We start from the raw sequence: 16156 nt of genomic DNA, 5'->3' as shown, positions 1-16156 counted from the left end.
GCCTCAGTCCTCCCGGATCATCGAGCGCGGGTCGAGCACGGCGAGCGCGACGTCGACGAGGGTGTTGACCAGCAGCACGCCGACGCCGTACACGAGCACGATCGCCTGCACGAGCTGGTAGTCCTTGGTCAGGATCGAGCTGACGATCGTGCTGCCGAGGCCGGGCCAGGCGAAGACGTTCTCCACCAGCACCGTGCCGGCGACCATCGAGGTGAGGATCAGCCCGGCCAGCGTGAGCGAGGCGGTCAGCGCGTTGGGCAGAGCGTGTCCGAGGTGGACGGTGCGGTCGGGGAGGCGCTTGGCGCGGGCGGTGCGGACGAAGTCGGCGTCGAGCACCGTCACCATCTCGACCCGGATGATGCGCGCCAGGATCGCGGCGGGGCCGATCGCGAGGGCGATCACCGGCAGCACGTAGGCGCTGGGGGTGTCGTTGCCCGCGACCGGCAGCCAGCCGAGGCTGACCGCGAAGACGTAGACGAGGAGAACACCGAGCAGGAAGTCCGGGATGATCCCCAGCACGACGCTGGTCGAGGTGAACGCGAGCTCGGTCCGGCGGCCGTGGCCGCGCCGGGTGCGCACGCCCATCGCCACGCCGAGCGGCACGGCGATCCCGACCGCGACCACGAACGCGAGGAAGGCCAGCGCGAGCGTCGCCGGCAGGCGCTGCCCGACGACCTCGGACACCGGCAGCTGCGAGGTGATCGAGGTGCCGAGGTCACCGGTGAAGAGGCCCTGGAGGTAGTGCCAGTACTGCACGAGGAGCGGGTCCTCGAGCCCCATCTCCTCACGCTTGGCGGTGACCAGCGCCGCCGGTGCGGTCGGCCCGAGGGCCGCCCGCACCGGGTCGCCGGGGATCAGGTGGATCATCAGGAACGACGCCGTCACCAGCACCCAGAGCGAGACCAGCAGGCGCCCGAGGCGTCGTACGCCGAAACGCACCCAGGGGTGGGACCACAGCCCCTCGCGCGGGGTGGTGGCGATCACCGAGCTCGCCGTCGTCATGGCTCCGGTCTCCCCTGGGTCGTCGTCGGCGAGGCAGGTCAGCTGGCGAGCATGCGGATGCTCGTCGGCACCAGCTGTCCCGGCATCTCGAACTCCGCACCGTTGCCGTAGGTCGTCACCAGGTTGTTGGCAAAGGGCACGATGTCGGCGGCGGTGAAGAGCGACGCCTCGGCCTGCAGCCAGGTGTCGCAGCCCTCGGTGCCCGGCATGCCGGAGGCCTGCTTCACGCCGGCGTCGTAGTCGGGGTTGTCGATGCCGGAGAAGTTGGTGCCGCCGTCGGCCATGCCGGGCCCGGAGAGGAACGGCACGAGCTGGTCGGGGCTGTTCACGTTGAGCGGGACCCACGCGATGTCCCAGTCGCCGGTGCCGAAGATCGCCTGCTGCAGCGCGGTCTCGTCGACGCCCTTGGCCGTGACGGTGGCACCTGCCGCCTCCCACTGCTGGACCGCGAGCTCGGCGGCGGCGGACACCGCGTTGCCCGCCGCGCTGGAGTAGAGGAACGTCAGCTTCTGGCCCGCGAGGGCGGTCTTCGCGGCCTCGACGTCCTGCGCGGGCACGTTGCCCGACACGGAGTCACCCGGGCAGGCGACCGGCTGGATCGCCGCGAGCGTCGTGGCCGGGGTGCCGTTGCCGGCGGTGGCCACGGACGCGAGCTGCTCGAGGTCGAGCGCCTGGGTCAGGCCCATCCGGACGCCGGGGTCGGCGGTCCCGTGGCCGTCGCCGTGGTTGTACCACTGCTCGCCCACGAGGGCCGGCGTCTGGCTGGTGAAGAGGTCCTGGGCGTCGAGGCGCTTGGCGTCGGGGCCCTGGACCGTCGCGGCGTTGAGGTCGCCGGAGAGCAGGAGGTTCGCGGCGGTGCCCTCGTTCTGGACCACCTTCATCACGACGGTGTCGGGCATCCCCTTCTCGGCCGTCGTCGCGCCGTCGGGGCCCCACGTGTAGCCGTCACGGATCTCGTAGGTGTAGTGGTCGCCCGGCGCTGCCTCGGTGAGGACGTACGGGCCGGTGCCGGCCGTCGAGTCCGACAGCGACGCACGGTCCTCCATCCCCGCCTCGCAGACCATGGGGAGGCTGGCGAGGCCGTTGAGCACGAACGGCGCGGGCTGGGCGAGCGTGATCGTCACGGTGCCGGCGGCGTCGTCCGCCTCCGCCTTGGCACCGACGGGCAGGAACACGCCCAGGTACGGGCTCTTGTTCTTGGGGTCGGCGACGTAGGCGATGTTGTCCGCGACGGTCGTCGCAGTGAAGTCGGAGCCGTCGGCACAGGTGATGCCGTCACCGAGCGTCAGGGTGACGGTCGCGCCGTCCACCTTCCAGTCGGTGGCCAGCTGCGACTGGATCTCCCCGGTGTCGGCGTCGACGGCGACCAGGTTGTCGTAGGCGAGCTGGTTGACCGTGAACAGCTGGCTGCTGGCCGAGGACTGCGGGTCGAGCTTGCCCGGGTCGCCCGCCATGGCCATGGTGAACGTCCCGCCGTCGGCGTACTGGGTGTCGCCGCTGCTGCCGTTGCCGTCGGAGTCGGAGCCGGAGCCGCCGCACCCGGTGAGCAGGGCGGCGGTGACGCAGAGGCCGAGGGCGGCCGGGGTCAGCTTCATGGAGATCTCTCTGTTCGCGGTTCGCGGGGTCGGGGTCAGGCGCCGGCGCGGCGGAACGCGCGGCCGATGTGGAGGTAGAGGGCGTGGCCGTCGCCGTCGTCGCCGACGAAGGCGTGCGGGATGTGCAGCCCGTGCTCGGGGACGGCGTTGATCAGGCTGTCGCCGCGGAAGTGGACGAGCTCCTGGCGCTGCGGCTTCTCACCGAGCTCCTCGAACATCCCCTTGGGCACCTGGTCGAGCCAGATCCGGCCGTCGTCGTCCTGGCTCACGGTGAGGTCGACGATCTCGGCGGAGTAGGTGCCGACGTAGCGGGAGGCGTCGATGCGCTCCGGGTCGGCCGGCGGCACCGGCAGCGGCGGCAGGGTCGCGTCGCTGAGCTCGGCGACCACGTGGCCGACGAGGTCGTGGTAGAGCGAGATCGTGTCGCCGCCGTTGGTGAGCAGCGCCACCGCGAGACCGGCCTCGGGCACCATCCGGAGGAAGGCGTTCTGGCCGATCGTGCTGCCGTCGTGGCCGATGATCGCGCCGGTCGGGGTGTCGAAGCGCTCGAAGCCGAGGCCCCAGGAGTCGCCCATCACGCCGAGGTAGGGCAGGTCGACCTGCCGCTCGTGCATGCGCGCGGCGGTGCCGGGCGCGAGCACCTGCGTGCCGTCGGACGCCCTGCCGTCCTCGAGGTGCATCCGCGCGAAGCCGACGAGGTCCCGCGCCGCCATCGCGAGCATGGCGCCGGCCGGGGCGTTGGAGCGGGCCAGCGCCCACACCGGCGCCGGGCTGAAGCCGGTGCCCGGCTCGAGCTCGATGTGACCCATCGCGGCGCGGAACATGATCGCCTCGTAGGGGCTGGTCGCGACGTGGGTGAGGCCGAGCGGTGCGACGAGGTGCTCGCGCAGCGCGGCGTCGTACGTCTTCTCGCGCAGCACCTCGACCAGCCGGCCGAGCACGCAGAAGCCGGCGTTGTTGTAGGAGAACTGCTCGCCGGGGGGGAACAGCTGCGGCACCTCGTGCAGGACGCCGAGGTACTTCTCCACCGCGTCGTCGCCGGGGCCGGTGTCGGTGAAGATGTCGCCCTCGAAGCCCGCCGTGTGGTCGAGCAGCATCCGGGTGGTGATGCGGGTCGCGGCCTCCTCGTCGCCGATCCGGAAGTCCGGCAGGTAGGTCCGCAGCGGCTCGTCGAGGTCGACGAGGCCCTCGTCGACGAGCTGCATGACCAAGGTGCTGGTCCACAGCTTGGTGATCGAGCCGATCTGGAAGACCGCGTCGGTGGTGGCTTCGACCCCGGTGCCGCGGTGGAGGACGCCGGTCGCGTGCTCGACGACCTCGTCCCCGCGGAGGACGGCGACCGCAGCGGCCGGCACGTCGTACTTCGCGATGAGCGCCGGCAGCTGCCCGGCGATCCACGTCCTGACGTCGTCCAGGGAGCTCATGGGGTCACGCTAGGAGCGGCGACCCCGCGCATGTTCGTCGTTCCCGACAAGCGGGCTCGGTGTGGTTCGTCCGGCCCGACAGTGTCGTCAGCGCACGACGTGGAAGTTGAACTGTGCCGTGCCGAGGGCTCCCATCAGCCGCAGCCAGACCGGCAGCAGCATCTCGGTGCCGCGGGCGGTGTCGATGCCGCCCAGGTCGATCACGTCCTCGTGGCCGAACGAGGTGAGCAGGTCGGTGACCAGCGCCTTCGCGGTGGCGTCGTCGCCGGAGACGAAGACCGTGCTCGGGGCGCCGAGGGCCGCCGGGTCCACCATGAGCGCGGCCGTGAGCGTGTTGAGGGTCTTGACCACGCGGGCCTCGGGGAACGCGCGCTGCACCTGCTCGCCGAGCGAGTCGGTGTCCTTGACGAAGAGGGTGGGCGGGAAGCCGTTCGAGAAGTCGAGGGGGTTCGCGATGTCGACGAGCACCTTGCCGGCGAGGTTCGCGGCGCCGGCCAGGCGCAGCACGTCGAGCGTCACGTCGCCGGAGGAGGCATTGACGACGAGCTCGGCACCCGCGGCCGCGTCGGCGAACGCCGCCAGCCCCACGCCCTCGTGGTCGGCGTGCCAGGTGGCGAACGGCGGGTTGCCCATGCCGTCGGGCTCGGTGCGGGCCAGCGTGGCCTGCGGGTCGCGGGTGCCCACGACGACGGCGTGGCCGAGCGAGTGCAGGCGGCCGGCGACGGCGCGTCCGACGCTGCCGGTGCCGAGAACGGCGATGTCCATGGGGAGTCCCTCTCCGAGTCGAATAGACAGGTCTGTCTACCTCTGGGGCTGGACGCTAGCAGACAGACCTGTCTACCATCAAGGGGTGCCCCCCTCCTCCCGCGCAGCGCCGGCGCGCGACCGGATCCTCGAGACCGCCTCCGCGCTCTTCTACGCGCGCGGGATCCGCGCGGTCGGGGTCGACCTGATCATCGCGGAGTCGGGCGTGGCCAAGGCGACGTTCTACAAGCACTTCCCCTCCAAGGACGACCTCGTCGTGGCCTACCTCGACCGGGTCGACGCCGCCTGGAGCGGGCAGCTCCACGCCGCGGCCGAGGCGGCCGGTCCCGAACCGGCCGACCAGCTGGTCGGCCTCTTCGACGCGCTCGGCCAGGCCTGCCGGCGCGAGGGCTACCGCGGCTGCGGCTTCATCAACGCCGCGGCCGAAGCGGCTCCCGGCGGCCCCGTCCACGCCCGCACCGTTGCCCACAAGCAGGCGGTGCTGGCGTGGGTCAGCGAGCTGGCCGCCGAGGCCGGGGCGCCCGACCCCCACGGTCTCGCCCGCTCGCTCACGCTCCTGCTCGACGGGGGCCTGGCCAGCGGCGCGCTCGACGCCGACCCCGGGGTGCCGGCTCTGACGGCCCAGGCCGCTGGCACGCTGGTCGGCGCCGCGATCCCCCACGGGGGATGACGCCCGGGCCGCAGCGCTCGTCCTAGCGTCGCCGGCGTGCCCGCCCACGAGCCCTCCCGCGCCACGCTGCCCCTGCCCGACCCGGAGCCCCCGCGGCTGACGGCGTACGACGCGAAGGACCCGGCAGCGTCGTACCCCCCGCTGACGCCGCTGCGACCGCCCGCCGGGGCGCCGAACGTGCTGATCGTGCTGCTCGACGACGTCGGCTTCGGGGCGGCCAGCACCTTCGGCGGGCCGGTGCGCACGCCCACCGCCGACCGGCTGGCGGCGCGGGGTCTCTCCTTCGACCGCTTCCACACCACCGCCCTCTGCGCGCCGACGCGGTCGGCGCTGCTCACCGGGCGCAACCACCACTCCGTGGGCATGGGCTCGATCACCGAGGTGGCGACCTCGGCACCCGGCTACTCCTCGGTGCGGCCGAGGTCGGCGGCACCGCTGGCGGAGGTGCTGCGGCTCAACGGCTACTCCACCGCCCAGTTCGGCAAGTGCCACGAGGTGCCCGTGTGGGAGTCGAGCCCAGTGGGGCCGTTCGACGCGTGGCCCACCGGCGGCGGCGGGTTCGAGCACTTCTACGGCTTCATCGGCGGTGAGACGAACCAGTACTACCCCTCGCTCTTCCAGGGCACCACGCCCGTCGAGCCGGACCGCACGCCCGAGGAGGGCTACCACCTGACCGACGACCTCGCCGACAAGGCGATCGCGTGGCTGCGGCAGCAGCGGGCCCTCAGTGCCGACCGCCCCTTCTTCCTCTACTTCGCCCCCGGCGCCGCCCATGCCCCGCACCAGGTGCCCCCGGGCTGGGCGGAGCGCTACGCCGGCGAGTTCGACGACGGCTGGGACGCGCTGCGTGAGCGGACCCTGGCCCGGCAGAAGGAGCTCGGCGTGGTGCCGGGCGACGCCGTGCTCACTGCTCGACCGGACGAGATCCCGGCGTGGGACGACATGCCCGACGACCTCAAGCCGGTGCTGTCGCGGCAGATGGAGGTGTTCGCCGGCTTCCTCGAGCACGTCGACCACCACGTCGGCCGCCTCGTCGACACCCTCGAGGAGCTCGGCACCGCCGAGGACACGCTGGTCTTCTACATCGTCGGCGACAACGGCGCCTCCGGCGAGGGGACGGTCAACGGCAGCTTCAACGAGGGGTTCGTCTTCAACAACGCCGCGCACCTCGAGACACCGGAGTTCCTGCACTCGAAGATCGACGAGTTCGGCTCACCGACGGCCTACAACCACTACGCCGTGGGCTGGGCGCACGCGACCAGCACGCCGTACCAGTGGACCAAGCAGGTCGCCTCCCACTGGGGCGGCACCCGCAACGGCACGGTGGTGCACTGGCCGCGCGGCATCGAGGCGTCGGGGCGCCGCCACCAGTTCACGCACGTCACCGACGTCGTGCCGACGGTGCTCGAGGCGGCCGGGCTGCCGGTGCCCCGGGCGGTCAACGGCACCCACCAGATGCCGCTGCACGGCACGAGCATGGTGCCGACCTTCACCGACGCGGACGCCCCGGAGACCCATGACCTGCAGTACTTCGAGTGCTTCGTGAACCGCGGCATCTACCACCGGGGCTGGACGGCCGTGACGCGTCACAGCACGCCATGGATCGTCGAGGAGCTCCCGGCGTACGACGACGACGTGTGGGAGCTCTACAGCCCCGACGACTGGACGCAGGCCCACGACCTGGCGGCCGAGATGCCGGAGAAGCTCGCGGAGCTGCAGCGACTGTTCCTCGTCGAGGCAGCGAAGTACGGCGTGCTGCCGCTCGACGACCGCCGCATCGAGCGGTTCAACCCCGACCTCGCCGGGCGGCCGGTGCTGATCGCGGGCACCAGCCAGCGCCTCTACCCGGGCATGGGGCGGCTGCCGGAGAACTGCGTGCTCAACGTGAAGAACAAGTCGTTCGCCGTGACCGCGCGGCTGACCGTCCCCGAGGGCGGTGCCGAGGGCGTCGTCCTCGCCCAGGGCGGCTCCTTCGGCGGCTGGAGCGTCTACCTGCGCGAGGGCGTGCCGACCTTCTGCTACAACCTGCTCGGCCTGCAGCGGGTCAAGGTCCGCGGCTCCGCACCGCTCGGGCCGGGTGAGCACGAGGTGCGTGTCGAGCTCTCCTACGACGGTGGCGGTTTCGGCAAGGGCGCGACGGTCACGGTGCGCGCGGACGGCGCCGAGGTCGGGACCGGGCGGCTCGAGGTGACCGTGCCGATGGTCTTCTCCATGGACGAGACCACCGACGTCGGCGAGGACCTCGCCACCCCCGTCAGTGACGACTACGGCGCGGGCGACAACCACTTCACCGGCACCATCGCGTGGGTCCAGATCGACCTCGGCGAGGACGCCCTCGACCACGAGATCCCCGTCGAGGAGCGGCTGCGGGTGGCGCTGGCGCGGCAGTGACCCGGGCGGTCACAGGTCGCGGAAGCGCGACCCCAGCAGCTCGACCAGCGGGTCGCCGGCCTCGCGGCGCCGGTAGGGCACCTGCAGGGTGAGCTCCTCGACGTCGCCGACCTCCAGGTCGTGGTCAGCACCGGCCGGGTCGTCGATCACGTCGAACACGCCGCGGTCGAGAACCAGACCGATGTCGCCGAACGGCATCTGCAGCCGCCACGTCTCCACCAGCCCCCGCGCCTCCGGCCGCAGCCACCCCGAGAGCAGGGGGAAGCCGAAGCGCCACGTCACCTCGAGGTCCTCCCCCGGAACCCCGAAGGGCTTCCCCGTCGCGCGGGCGAGGTCGTCGCCGTGCGCGAGGAGCTCACCGAGCAGGTTGCCCCAGCCGCCGGCCATGGTGGTCTGCAACCCGGCGTGGAACGGGAACTCCGTGTCGGGCGGCACCGAGCCCACGACGGCACCGAGGAAGGCCCACTGCTCCTCGATCGACCGGGCCGACGCCTCGAGGCCGACCCCGATCCGGGCGACGTCCTCCTCGTTGGCGACGGCGACGAGGTCGGCGGTGTCCGCCCGGCGCCGGTCGACGGTGTAGCGCTCGTACACCGACTGCACGTGGGTCACGGTCTGGCCGACGGTCCAGGTCAGCCCGGGGACAGGCAGCGCCACCTCGTCCTCGGTCAGCGCCCGCACGTACGCCACGAATCGCGCCGTGTGGTGTCCCGCCACCTCGAACCCCCGCACGTGCGCCTCGGCGAGCGTCATGCCCATGACCGTCCCCTCTCCTGCCTACTACTCCGATCCGGAGTAGCAGGCAATCTACTCCGAGTCGGAGTAGTGTCAACCCCGTGACGCTGACGACGACCTCCTACGCGATCCTCGGGCTGCTCGACCTCAGGGACTGGTCGGCGTACGAGCTCGCCCAGCAGGCCACACGCTCGCTCGCCTACACCTGGCCTGTCTCGGAGAGTCAGCTGTACGCCGAGCCGAAGCGACTCGCACGCGAGGGACTGATCTCGGTGCACGAACGGGCGGCCGGCCCCGTCCGCAGCCGGCAGGTCTTCTCGATCACGGCGGCAGGCCGGCGCGCGCTGCGGGCGTGGTTGGCGACCGAACCGGCCGCGCCGGTGGTGCGGATCGAGGCTCTGCTGCGCTGCCTGCTCGCGACCAGCGGCGGCAAGGACGACCTGCTCCGGAGTCTCGCCGCGACCCGCGAGGCCGCGGCGCAGGCCTACGACAACGGTCAGGCGATGGTCGGGGCCATGGTGACCGGCGAGCTGCCGTTCCCCGAGCGGCTGCACGCGAACGTGCTGTGGATGACCTTCGCGGCCGATCTCCTGCGACTGGTCGTCGAATGGGCGGACTCCGCCGCGGCGGAGGTCGAAGCCTGGGACGACGCGGAGCACGGCGGCGACCCGGCTCGCGCCCGGCGCATGCTCGAGTCGCTCCCACGGCTGCTGCCGGGCGACTGAGCCCGCGCTGCGGGCGGCGCCGGCCCGGCAGTGAGGTGGGCAGGGCGGGGCGCCGGGGCAATTCGCGGGTCAACCCGCGAATTGGTCCTTGTCGCCCCGAAACAACCATCAGACAGTGACCAATTCCGTACGACGGTGGGGCGCGTGGGGCTGCTGAGGCAACGCCGATCAAGCACGACGTCGAGGCTGGGGTCACGATGAGGCATGACCACTCGGGACCCCACCGGCACGCTCACCGGCAGGCTCGCGCTCGTCTCCGGCGCCTCGCGTGGACTGGGGCGCGCCTGCGCGCTCGAGCTCGCGGCCGCGGGCGCGCACGTCGTCGCGACCGGGCGCAGCGCGGAGGGCGCCGCCACCCGGACCGACCCTCCGGGGCTCACCCTCGAGGGCACCCGCGACCTGGTCGAGGCGGCCGGCGGCTCGGTCGAGATCCACCGCTGCGACCACACCGATCCCGACCATGTCGACGCGCTGGTGCTCGACGTCCTCGCCCGGCACGGGGCGATCGACGTGCTGGTCAACAACGCGTGGGGCGGGCACGACCACCACGACGAGTCGGCGTACGGCGAGGAGGTCTGGGACGAGCCGATGGACCAGTTCCGGCAGATGCTGCTTGCCGGTGCCTACTCCGACTTCGTCACCTCGCTGCGCACGCTCAAGCACGCGATGGGGCCGGCCGGTCGCGGCACCATCCTGACCACGACGTGGCACACCCCCGAACCCCCCGCGTGGCTGCCGTACGAGTCGAGCAAGGCGGCCAAGAACCGTCTCGTCTACGCGCTCGGCTACCACCTGCAGGGCAAGGGCATCCCGGTCATCGCGGTCGCGCCGGGCTGGATGCGCACCGAGCTGATGCTCACCCACCACACGGCCGAGGAGCTCGCCGGGAAGACCGAGACGCCGCACCTCGCTGCCCGCGTCGTCACCGCGCTGGCGGCTGACCCCGACGCGATGCGCTGGAGCGGGCAGGTCGTCGACGCCGGCGAGATGGCCGAGCACTACGGCATCGACGACCTCGACGGGACCCGCCCGCACCCCAACGCGGGTCGCTTCGAGCCCAGCCGCCCGCTGCCGCCTCCGGAGTGACCCGACCCCGCCGGGCCGGGTCCTTCGGCCCTGTCGCCGCCACGCCGCCCCGACGTACGTTGCCCTCATGGCCGAGGGCAACCGTCCGGCTCGTCTGCCGCCGCGCTGGTTCATCGTCACGTTCTGGAAGGTGCACCGCACCCTCAACAAGATGTCCGGTGGCCGCCGCTTCCTCTGGAAGCCCGGAGGCAGGCGCGGCTGGGGCGCGCTGCGACTCACCACGGTCGGCCGCCGCAGCGGACAGGAGCGCTCGGTCATCCTCGGCTACCTCGAGGACGGACCCGACCTGGTCGTGCTGGCCATGAACGGCTGGGGCCCCGCCGAGCCCGCCTGGTGGCTCAACCTCCAGGCGCACCCGAGCGCCCTCGCCCGCCTGCACGGACAGCCCGAGCAGCGCGTCGTCGCCCACGCCGCCGAGGGCGCCGAGCGCGAGCGGCTGTGGGAGCGGTGGCGCGAGGTCGACGAGGGCCTCGACGAGTACGCCGCCCGGCGCCCGTCGCCGACCGCCGTCGTGGTCCTGTCCCCCGAGGCGGCCGCCTGAGCCGGCCACCGGAGCCTGCAGACCGACGCGACGGACCCAATCGTCCGGCGGGTGGGAGCCGTCGGCCAGCGGCAGGTGAGACGATCCGGGCATGACGGGCACCGGCATCGACTCCAGGGACCTCCCGCTCGACGACACGACGGCCCACATCGAGCTCACCGAGGCGTACGCCGCGCACAACTACCACCCGCTGCGCGTCGTGCTCGCCGAGGGCGAGGGCGCGTGGGTGACCGACGTGGAGGGGCGGCGCTACCTCGACTGCCTGGCGGGCTACAGCGCGCTCAACTTCGGGCACTCGCACCCCCGGCTCGTGGCCCGCGCGCAGGAGCAGCTCGGCCGGCTGACGCTGACCTCGCGGGCGTTCTACAACGACCAGCTCGGACTGTTCGCCCGCGACCTCGCGCAGCTGTGCGACAAGGACATGATCCTGCCGATGAACTCCGGCGCCGAGGCCGTCGAGACCGCGATCAAGGTCGCCCGCAAGTGGGGCTACCTGGTCAAGGGCGTCCCCGCCGACAAGGCCAAGATCATCACGATGGACGGCAACTTCCACGGCCGCACCACCACGATCGTGTCGTTCTCGACCGACCCCGCCGCCCGCAACGGCTACGCGCCGTACACCCCCGGCTTTGAGATCGTGCCGTACGGCGACTTCGCCGCGCTCGAGGCGGCCGTCGACGAGAACACCGTCGCGGTGCTGCTCGAGCCGATCCAGGGCGAGGCCGGCGTGATCATCCCGCCGGAGGGCTACCTCCAGCAGGTCCGCGCGCTCTGCAACGTCGAGGGCGTGCTGATGATGGCCGACGAGATCCAGTCGGGCCTCGCGCGCAGCGGCCGCACCTTCGCCTGCGACCACGAGGACGTCGTGCCGGAGGTCTACATCCTCGGCAAGGCCCTCGGCGGCGGCCTCTATCCCGTCTCGGCGATCGCGGCGGACGGCGACGTCCTCGAGGTGATCACCCCCGGCACCCACGGCTCGACCTTCGGCGGCAACCCGCTCGCCGCGGCCATCGGCCGCGAGGTGGTCGCCATGGTGGAGACCGGGGAGTTCCAGCAGCGCGCCCGCGTGCTGGGCGAGCGCCTGGCCGCCGGCCTCGGCGACCTGATCGGCAACGGCCTCGAGGCCGTGCGCACCCGCGGGCTGTGGGCCGGCGTCGACGTCGACCCCGACCTCAACACCGGCCGCCACGTCTGCGAGCGCCTGCTCGAGGAGGGCATCCTCGCCAAGGAGGCCCACGGCCAGACCGTCCGCCTCGCTCCCCCGCTGGTCGCCACCGAGGACGACATCGACCTGCTCGTCAGCGCCTTCCGCACGGTCTGCTCCGGCTAGCTCCGCGTCTGGCCCGCGCGGCGCCTCACCCCACGCCCTTGTGGTCGCGGCGGTCCGACCAGCACGCTGGCTTCATGGACGAGGACGAGCGTCGAGGCCAGCTCCTGCGGCACTGGGAGTTCGCCGGCTCCGACCAGGACATCACCCACGAGATCTACGCCGAGGACGCAGTTCTGGAGTTCCCGCAGTCAGGTGAGCGTTTCGTCGGCGTGGCCAGCTTCAAGCCCTGGCGGGAGCAGTATCCCGAGCCGGTGGAGTTCCGCACCGTCTCCCTGCGTGGCTCCGGCGACCTGTGGGTCGTGGAGAACCTGATCAGCTACGACGGGCGCCCGTGGCAGCCCACCGTCAACATCCTCGAGTTCCGGGGCGACGAGGTGGTCCGGGAGTCGATCTACATCACCGAGACGTGGGAGGCGCCCGAGTGGCGCGCGCCCTGGCGCGACACGACCGGCGGCCGCGGAGCCCACGAGGAGTCGTGACGCCGTCCCCCCGGGGCCCCCGGCCACGGCGGCCTCAGCTGCAGGTCTCCACCGACCGGTCGACGACCGTGGCGCCGTTCGCCGCGACGGTCACCTTGGCCGACAGCTCGACGACGAGGTGGCTGCCGTCGGTGCCGGTCAGGCGGTCGCGCAGCCGGAACTGCACGACTCGGAACTCGTCGTGGTCCGGGTCGGTCAGCACGCCGTCCACCTTCTCCCGGTAGCCGCCGGTGTAGGTCGGCAGCGACGGGTCGTCGGGCACCAGCTCGATCCAGCCCTCGACCATGCCGTTGACGTGGGCCTCGCCCGCGACCTGCCCGCCCCGCGGCAGCAGGACGTCGTACCCGCCGTGCCGGACCTCGTGGAACGTCGTGGCCCAGGCGCCGCACGGGTTCTCGTCGGCACTCCAGTGGCTGGTGCCGTCCCACTCCTCGGGGACGAAGAACCTGGTCGCCCCCTGACCGGGGGCGGCCGCGGCGGCGGGCAGGAGGCCGGGGGCCAGGCCGGTGAGGGCGGTGGTGAGCAGGGCGCCGGCCACGAGGCCGGCCTTGGTCGGGTGGGTGCGCATGGTGGTCCTCGATCCGTCTGGGGCCGTCGGGCGACGGCCGCTACGACCGCACTGCACCAGTCAGCCACACCGGGTGGCGACGGGCGCCGGCCCCGGGGCACCCGGGAGGATCTCCCGACCGCGACCGGGACGTCCGCCCTCCCCAACGCGCGCTCCTCGGTCCACACTGATCGCCATGGCCACCGCACCCGCGGAGGTACCCCGTGACCGCCGCCTCGCCCTCCTCGGCTGGGGCCTCGCCGTGCTCGCGCTGCTGCTGATCGCGGCCGTGCCGTTCCTGGTCTCCGGCGGCGTGAACGACCGCCCGCAGGTCGTGGCCGGCTACCCGGCCCGCGACTACGTCGCCCACCTGGTGATCGTGGCCTCGCTCGTGCTCTCGGGCGCCTGGCTCGTGCACCTGCGGCCGCGCAACGCGATCGGCTGGATCCTCCTCGCCAGCGGGGCGCTGCAGGCGGTGCAGACGAGCACCGACGCCTACGGCATCCGCGCCCTCACCGACCCCGACCACTCGCTCCCCCTGGCCCGCTCGGCCGAGTGGGTCGCCCAGTGGACCTGGATCCCGGCCCTGCTGCTGGTGGTCGCGGTGCTGCCGATCCTCTACCCCACGGGCTACCCGTCCAGCCGGTTCTGGCGGCGTCACCTGCGGGTGACCGTGGTGGGGCTCGTGTGCCTCGTCTCGGCAGCAGCGATCGCGTCGGCGCACTTCGACGACTCGGTGACCGGGTACGACGCCGGGTACACCCCGCCCACCTGGCTGGTGGCACCGCTGGCGGTGATCGGGATCATCACCACGGCCGGGTGCGTGCTGGTGACGCTCGTCGGCACGGTCGTGCGGACGGTCCGGGCCGGGGCGCCCGAGCGGCAGCAGCTGGCGCTGCTCGTGGCGGTGGTGGCGCTGATGCTCGTCTTCGCCTTCGTGCCCGGCCAGTTCCTCTTCGCGTTCGTCTACGCGAGCCTGCCGGTCGCGATCGTCGTCGGGGTGCTGCGCTACCGCCTGCTCGGCATCGAGGTCGCCGTGCGGCGGACCCTGCTCTACGTGCCGCTGACGGTGCTGGTGGCAGTTGTGGTCGGGCTGAGCACGGCGTCCCTGGCCCGGCTGCTGCCCGACGGCCCGCTGCCCCTGCTCCTGGGCTCGGCCGTCGTGGCGGTCTTCATCTTCCCGGTCGCGCGGCTGCTCCAGCGTGGCGTCGACCGGTTCGTGCTGGGCGACCGCGCCGACCCGCTGCGCCAGGTGGCGGGGGTCGCCGCGGAGCTCGCCGCACCGAGCGAGGACCCGGTCTCCTCGATGCTGGCCGCGGTCACCACCGCCACCGGCGCGACGTACGGCGCGGTCTGCGGGGCCGACGGAGCAGTGCTGGTGAGCCTCGGCACCGACCACGTGCCGACCCACCAGGTGCCCCTGCGGCTGGGCGACGAGGACCTCGGCACGCTCGTGGTCGGCCCGCGTCGTGGCAGCAGCCGGGTCGCGGACGACGACGCGCGCCTGATCGACGCCCTGGCCCCGCACCTCGCGATGGTCGTGCACGCCTCGCGCCTCACCGCGGCGCTGGCCGAGCAGCAGGCCCGCGCCACCCGGGCGACGCTGACCGAGCGCGACCGGCTCCGGCGCGACCTGCACGACGGCCTCGGCCCGTCGCTGTCCGGCATCTCGCTGAGCCTCGAGGCCGCGCTGGTCGCGATCCGCCGCGACCCCGGCTCCGCGGCCGCGATCCTCGAGCGCACCCGCGCGGAGGCCGACGACGCCAGCCGTGAGGTGCGCCGCGTGATCGACGCCCTGCGCCCCACGGCGCTCGACCGTGCCGACCTCGCCCGGGCGGTGCGCCAGACCGCGACGGGTCTCGGCCTGGGCCGGCCGGGAGGAACCTCCTTCAGTCTCGAGGCCGGCGACCTCGAGGGGCTGCCGCCGGTGGTCGAGGAGGCCGCCTACCGGATCGTCGCCGAGTCGCTCACCAACGTGGTCCGGCACGCCGACGCGTCCTGCTGCGTCGTCCGGCTGTCGCGCGGGCCCGGCGTGCTGCGCCTCGTCGTCGAGGACGACGGCACCGGTGTCGACGACGCCTCCCCCGGCGGGCACGGCCTCGGCTCCATGCGCCGGCGGGCCGGCGACCTCGGCGGGCGCCTCGTCGTACGGCAGCGGGTGCCGGCCGGCACCACCGTCGACGCCGTCCTCCCGTGGGTGCGCCCGTGAGCATCCGGGTCGTGGTCGCCGACGACCACCCGATGTACCGGTTCGGCGTCGAGGCCGTGCTCGCCCAGGCCGACGGCATCGAGGTCGTGGCCAGCGTGGCCGACGGCGACGAGCTGATCGGTGTGGTCGCCGAGCTGCGTCCCGACGTGGTGGTGAGCGACCTGAGCATGCCCGGCACCGACGGCGTGACGGCGGCCGGCGCGATGCTGGCCGCCCAGCCCGACCTGGCCGTGCTGGCGCTGACCATGCACGACGACGACGAGCACGTCCACGCCGCGCTGCGGGCCGGCGCGCGCGGCTACCTGGTCAAGGGCGCCGACGCCGACTCGATCGTGCGCGCCGTCCGTGCGGTCGCCGCCGGCGACGCGGTGTACGGCGGTGACGTGGCTCGCCGGCTGACCGCGGGGCTCGTCGCGGCCGGGCCCCCGCAGGCGCCGGTCCCGCTGCCCGACCTCACCCCGCGCGAGCGCCAGGTGCTCGATCTCCTCGCCGCGGGCTGTCGCAACCGGGAGATCGGGCAGCGGCTCGGGATGAGCGAGAAGACCGTGCGCAACCACGTCTCGCACCTGCTCCTCAAGTTCGGGGTCGAGGACCGCACCGGCATCGCGCTGCGTGCGCGCGACGCCGGGCTGGGCGGCGCCCCACTGGACTGAGCCG

At 73.0% G+C, this 16156-nt stretch carries 15 protein-coding genes; 9 read left to right on the top strand and 6 right to left on the bottom strand.

Annotated elements, in window-relative coordinates:
* Positions 1–3: 3 nt before the first annotated feature.
* The 4 genes from ACFPGP_RS01890 to ACFPGP_RS01875 form a co-directional block, all read right to left on the bottom strand.
* The gene (locus ACFPGP_RS01890; protein WP_378586113.1) at positions 4–1002 is read right to left on the bottom strand and encodes an ABC transporter permease; all 999 of its coding nucleotides are present in this window, start codon (positions 1000–1002) and stop codon (positions 4–6) included.
* Between the two features lie 38 nt (positions 1003–1040).
* Positions 1041–2597: an ABC transporter substrate-binding protein gene (locus tag ACFPGP_RS01885; protein ID WP_378586112.1), complete on the bottom strand. Its 1557-nt coding sequence runs from the start codon at positions 2595–2597 to the stop codon at positions 1041–1043.
* 35 nt (positions 2598–2632) lie between these two features.
* Positions 2633–4021, bottom strand: coding sequence for a serine hydrolase domain-containing protein (locus ACFPGP_RS01880; RefSeq protein WP_378586111.1), 1389 nt, complete (start codon positions 4019–4021; stop codon positions 2633–2635).
* A gap of 87 nt (positions 4022–4108) precedes the next feature.
* Complete coding sequence (locus ACFPGP_RS01875; protein ID WP_378586108.1) at positions 4109–4786, bottom strand: NADPH-dependent F420 reductase; 678 nt, start codon at positions 4784–4786, stop codon at positions 4109–4111.
* 85 nt (positions 4787–4871) lie between these two features.
* On the opposite strand from ACFPGP_RS01875, the gene ACFPGP_RS01870 reads away from it, so the two are divergent.
* Both ACFPGP_RS01870 and ACFPGP_RS01865 read left to right on the top strand, forming a co-directional pair.
* Complete coding sequence (locus tag ACFPGP_RS01870) at positions 4872–5456, top strand: TetR/AcrR family transcriptional regulator (protein WP_378586105.1); 585 nt, start codon at positions 4872–4874, stop codon at positions 5454–5456.
* Positions 5457–5492: 36 nt separating this feature from the next.
* Positions 5493–7847 carry an arylsulfatase gene (locus ACFPGP_RS01865; protein ID WP_378586103.1) on the top strand — a complete coding sequence of 785 codons (2355 nt, stop codon included), beginning with the start codon at positions 5493–5495 and terminating at the stop codon, positions 7845–7847.
* 9 nt (positions 7848–7856) lie between these two features.
* Here ACFPGP_RS01865 and ACFPGP_RS01860 read toward each other — a convergent pair whose 3' ends face one another.
* Complete coding sequence (locus ACFPGP_RS01860; protein ID WP_378586100.1) at positions 7857–8606, bottom strand: maleylpyruvate isomerase N-terminal domain-containing protein; 750 nt, start codon at positions 8604–8606, stop codon at positions 7857–7859.
* Between the two features lie 77 nt (positions 8607–8683).
* Here ACFPGP_RS01860 and ACFPGP_RS01855 point away from each other — a divergent pair, with 77 nt between their 5' ends.
* From ACFPGP_RS01855 to ACFPGP_RS01835, 5 genes are all read left to right on the top strand, one after another.
* On the top strand, positions 8684–9307 hold the full coding sequence (locus ACFPGP_RS01855; protein WP_378586097.1) for a PadR family transcriptional regulator: 624 nt from the start codon (positions 8684–8686) through the stop codon (positions 9305–9307).
* Between the two features lie 204 nt (positions 9308–9511).
* Positions 9512–10393 (top strand): SDR family NAD(P)-dependent oxidoreductase, encoded by an 882-nt coding sequence (locus ACFPGP_RS01850; protein WP_378586093.1) that lies wholly within the window; start codon positions 9512–9514, stop codon positions 10391–10393.
* A 67-nt stretch (positions 10394–10460) separates the two neighbouring features.
* Positions 10461–10934, top strand: coding sequence for a nitroreductase/quinone reductase family protein (locus ACFPGP_RS01845; RefSeq protein ID WP_378586090.1), 474 nt, complete (start codon positions 10461–10463; stop codon positions 10932–10934).
* Between the two features lie 91 nt (positions 10935–11025).
* Entirely contained in the window at positions 11026–12264 is a 1239-nt protein-coding gene (gene rocD / locus ACFPGP_RS01840; RefSeq protein ID WP_378586088.1) for an ornithine--oxo-acid transaminase, read from the top strand.
* Positions 12265–12338: 74 nt separating this feature from the next.
* Positions 12339–12743, top strand: coding sequence for a nuclear transport factor 2-like protein (locus ACFPGP_RS01835; RefSeq protein ID WP_378586085.1), 405 nt, complete (start codon positions 12339–12341; stop codon positions 12741–12743).
* 34 nt (positions 12744–12777) lie between these two features.
* On the opposite strand, the gene ACFPGP_RS01830 is transcribed toward ACFPGP_RS01835, so the two are convergent.
* On the bottom strand, positions 12778–13311 hold the full coding sequence (locus ACFPGP_RS01830; protein ID WP_378586083.1) for a hypothetical protein: 534 nt from the start codon (positions 13309–13311) through the stop codon (positions 12778–12780).
* Positions 13312–13486: 175 nt separating this feature from the next.
* On the opposite strand from ACFPGP_RS01830, the gene ACFPGP_RS01825 reads away from it, so the two are divergent.
* Together ACFPGP_RS01825 and ACFPGP_RS01820 are read left to right on the top strand one after the other, a co-directional pair.
* Positions 13487–15499, top strand: a complete 2013-nt coding sequence (locus ACFPGP_RS01825; protein WP_378586081.1) for a sensor histidine kinase — start codon at positions 13487–13489, stop codon at positions 15497–15499.
* Positions 15496–16152, top strand: coding sequence for a response regulator transcription factor (locus tag ACFPGP_RS01820; protein WP_378586078.1), 657 nt, complete (start codon positions 15496–15498; stop codon positions 16150–16152). Before ACFPGP_RS01825 ends, ACFPGP_RS01820 begins: the two co-directional genes overlap by 4 nt.
* The last annotated feature ends 4 nt before the right edge of the window (positions 16153–16156 follow it).

Source organism: Nocardioides taihuensis (genome assembly GCF_042657275.1).
In the GTDB taxonomy this organism is placed as follows: Bacteria; Actinomycetota; Actinomycetes; order Propionibacteriales; family Nocardioidaceae; genus Nocardioides; species Nocardioides taihuensis.
The sequence above is the reverse complement of the archived record's forward strand: the minus strand, read 5'-3'. Positions and strand labels throughout refer to the sequence as shown.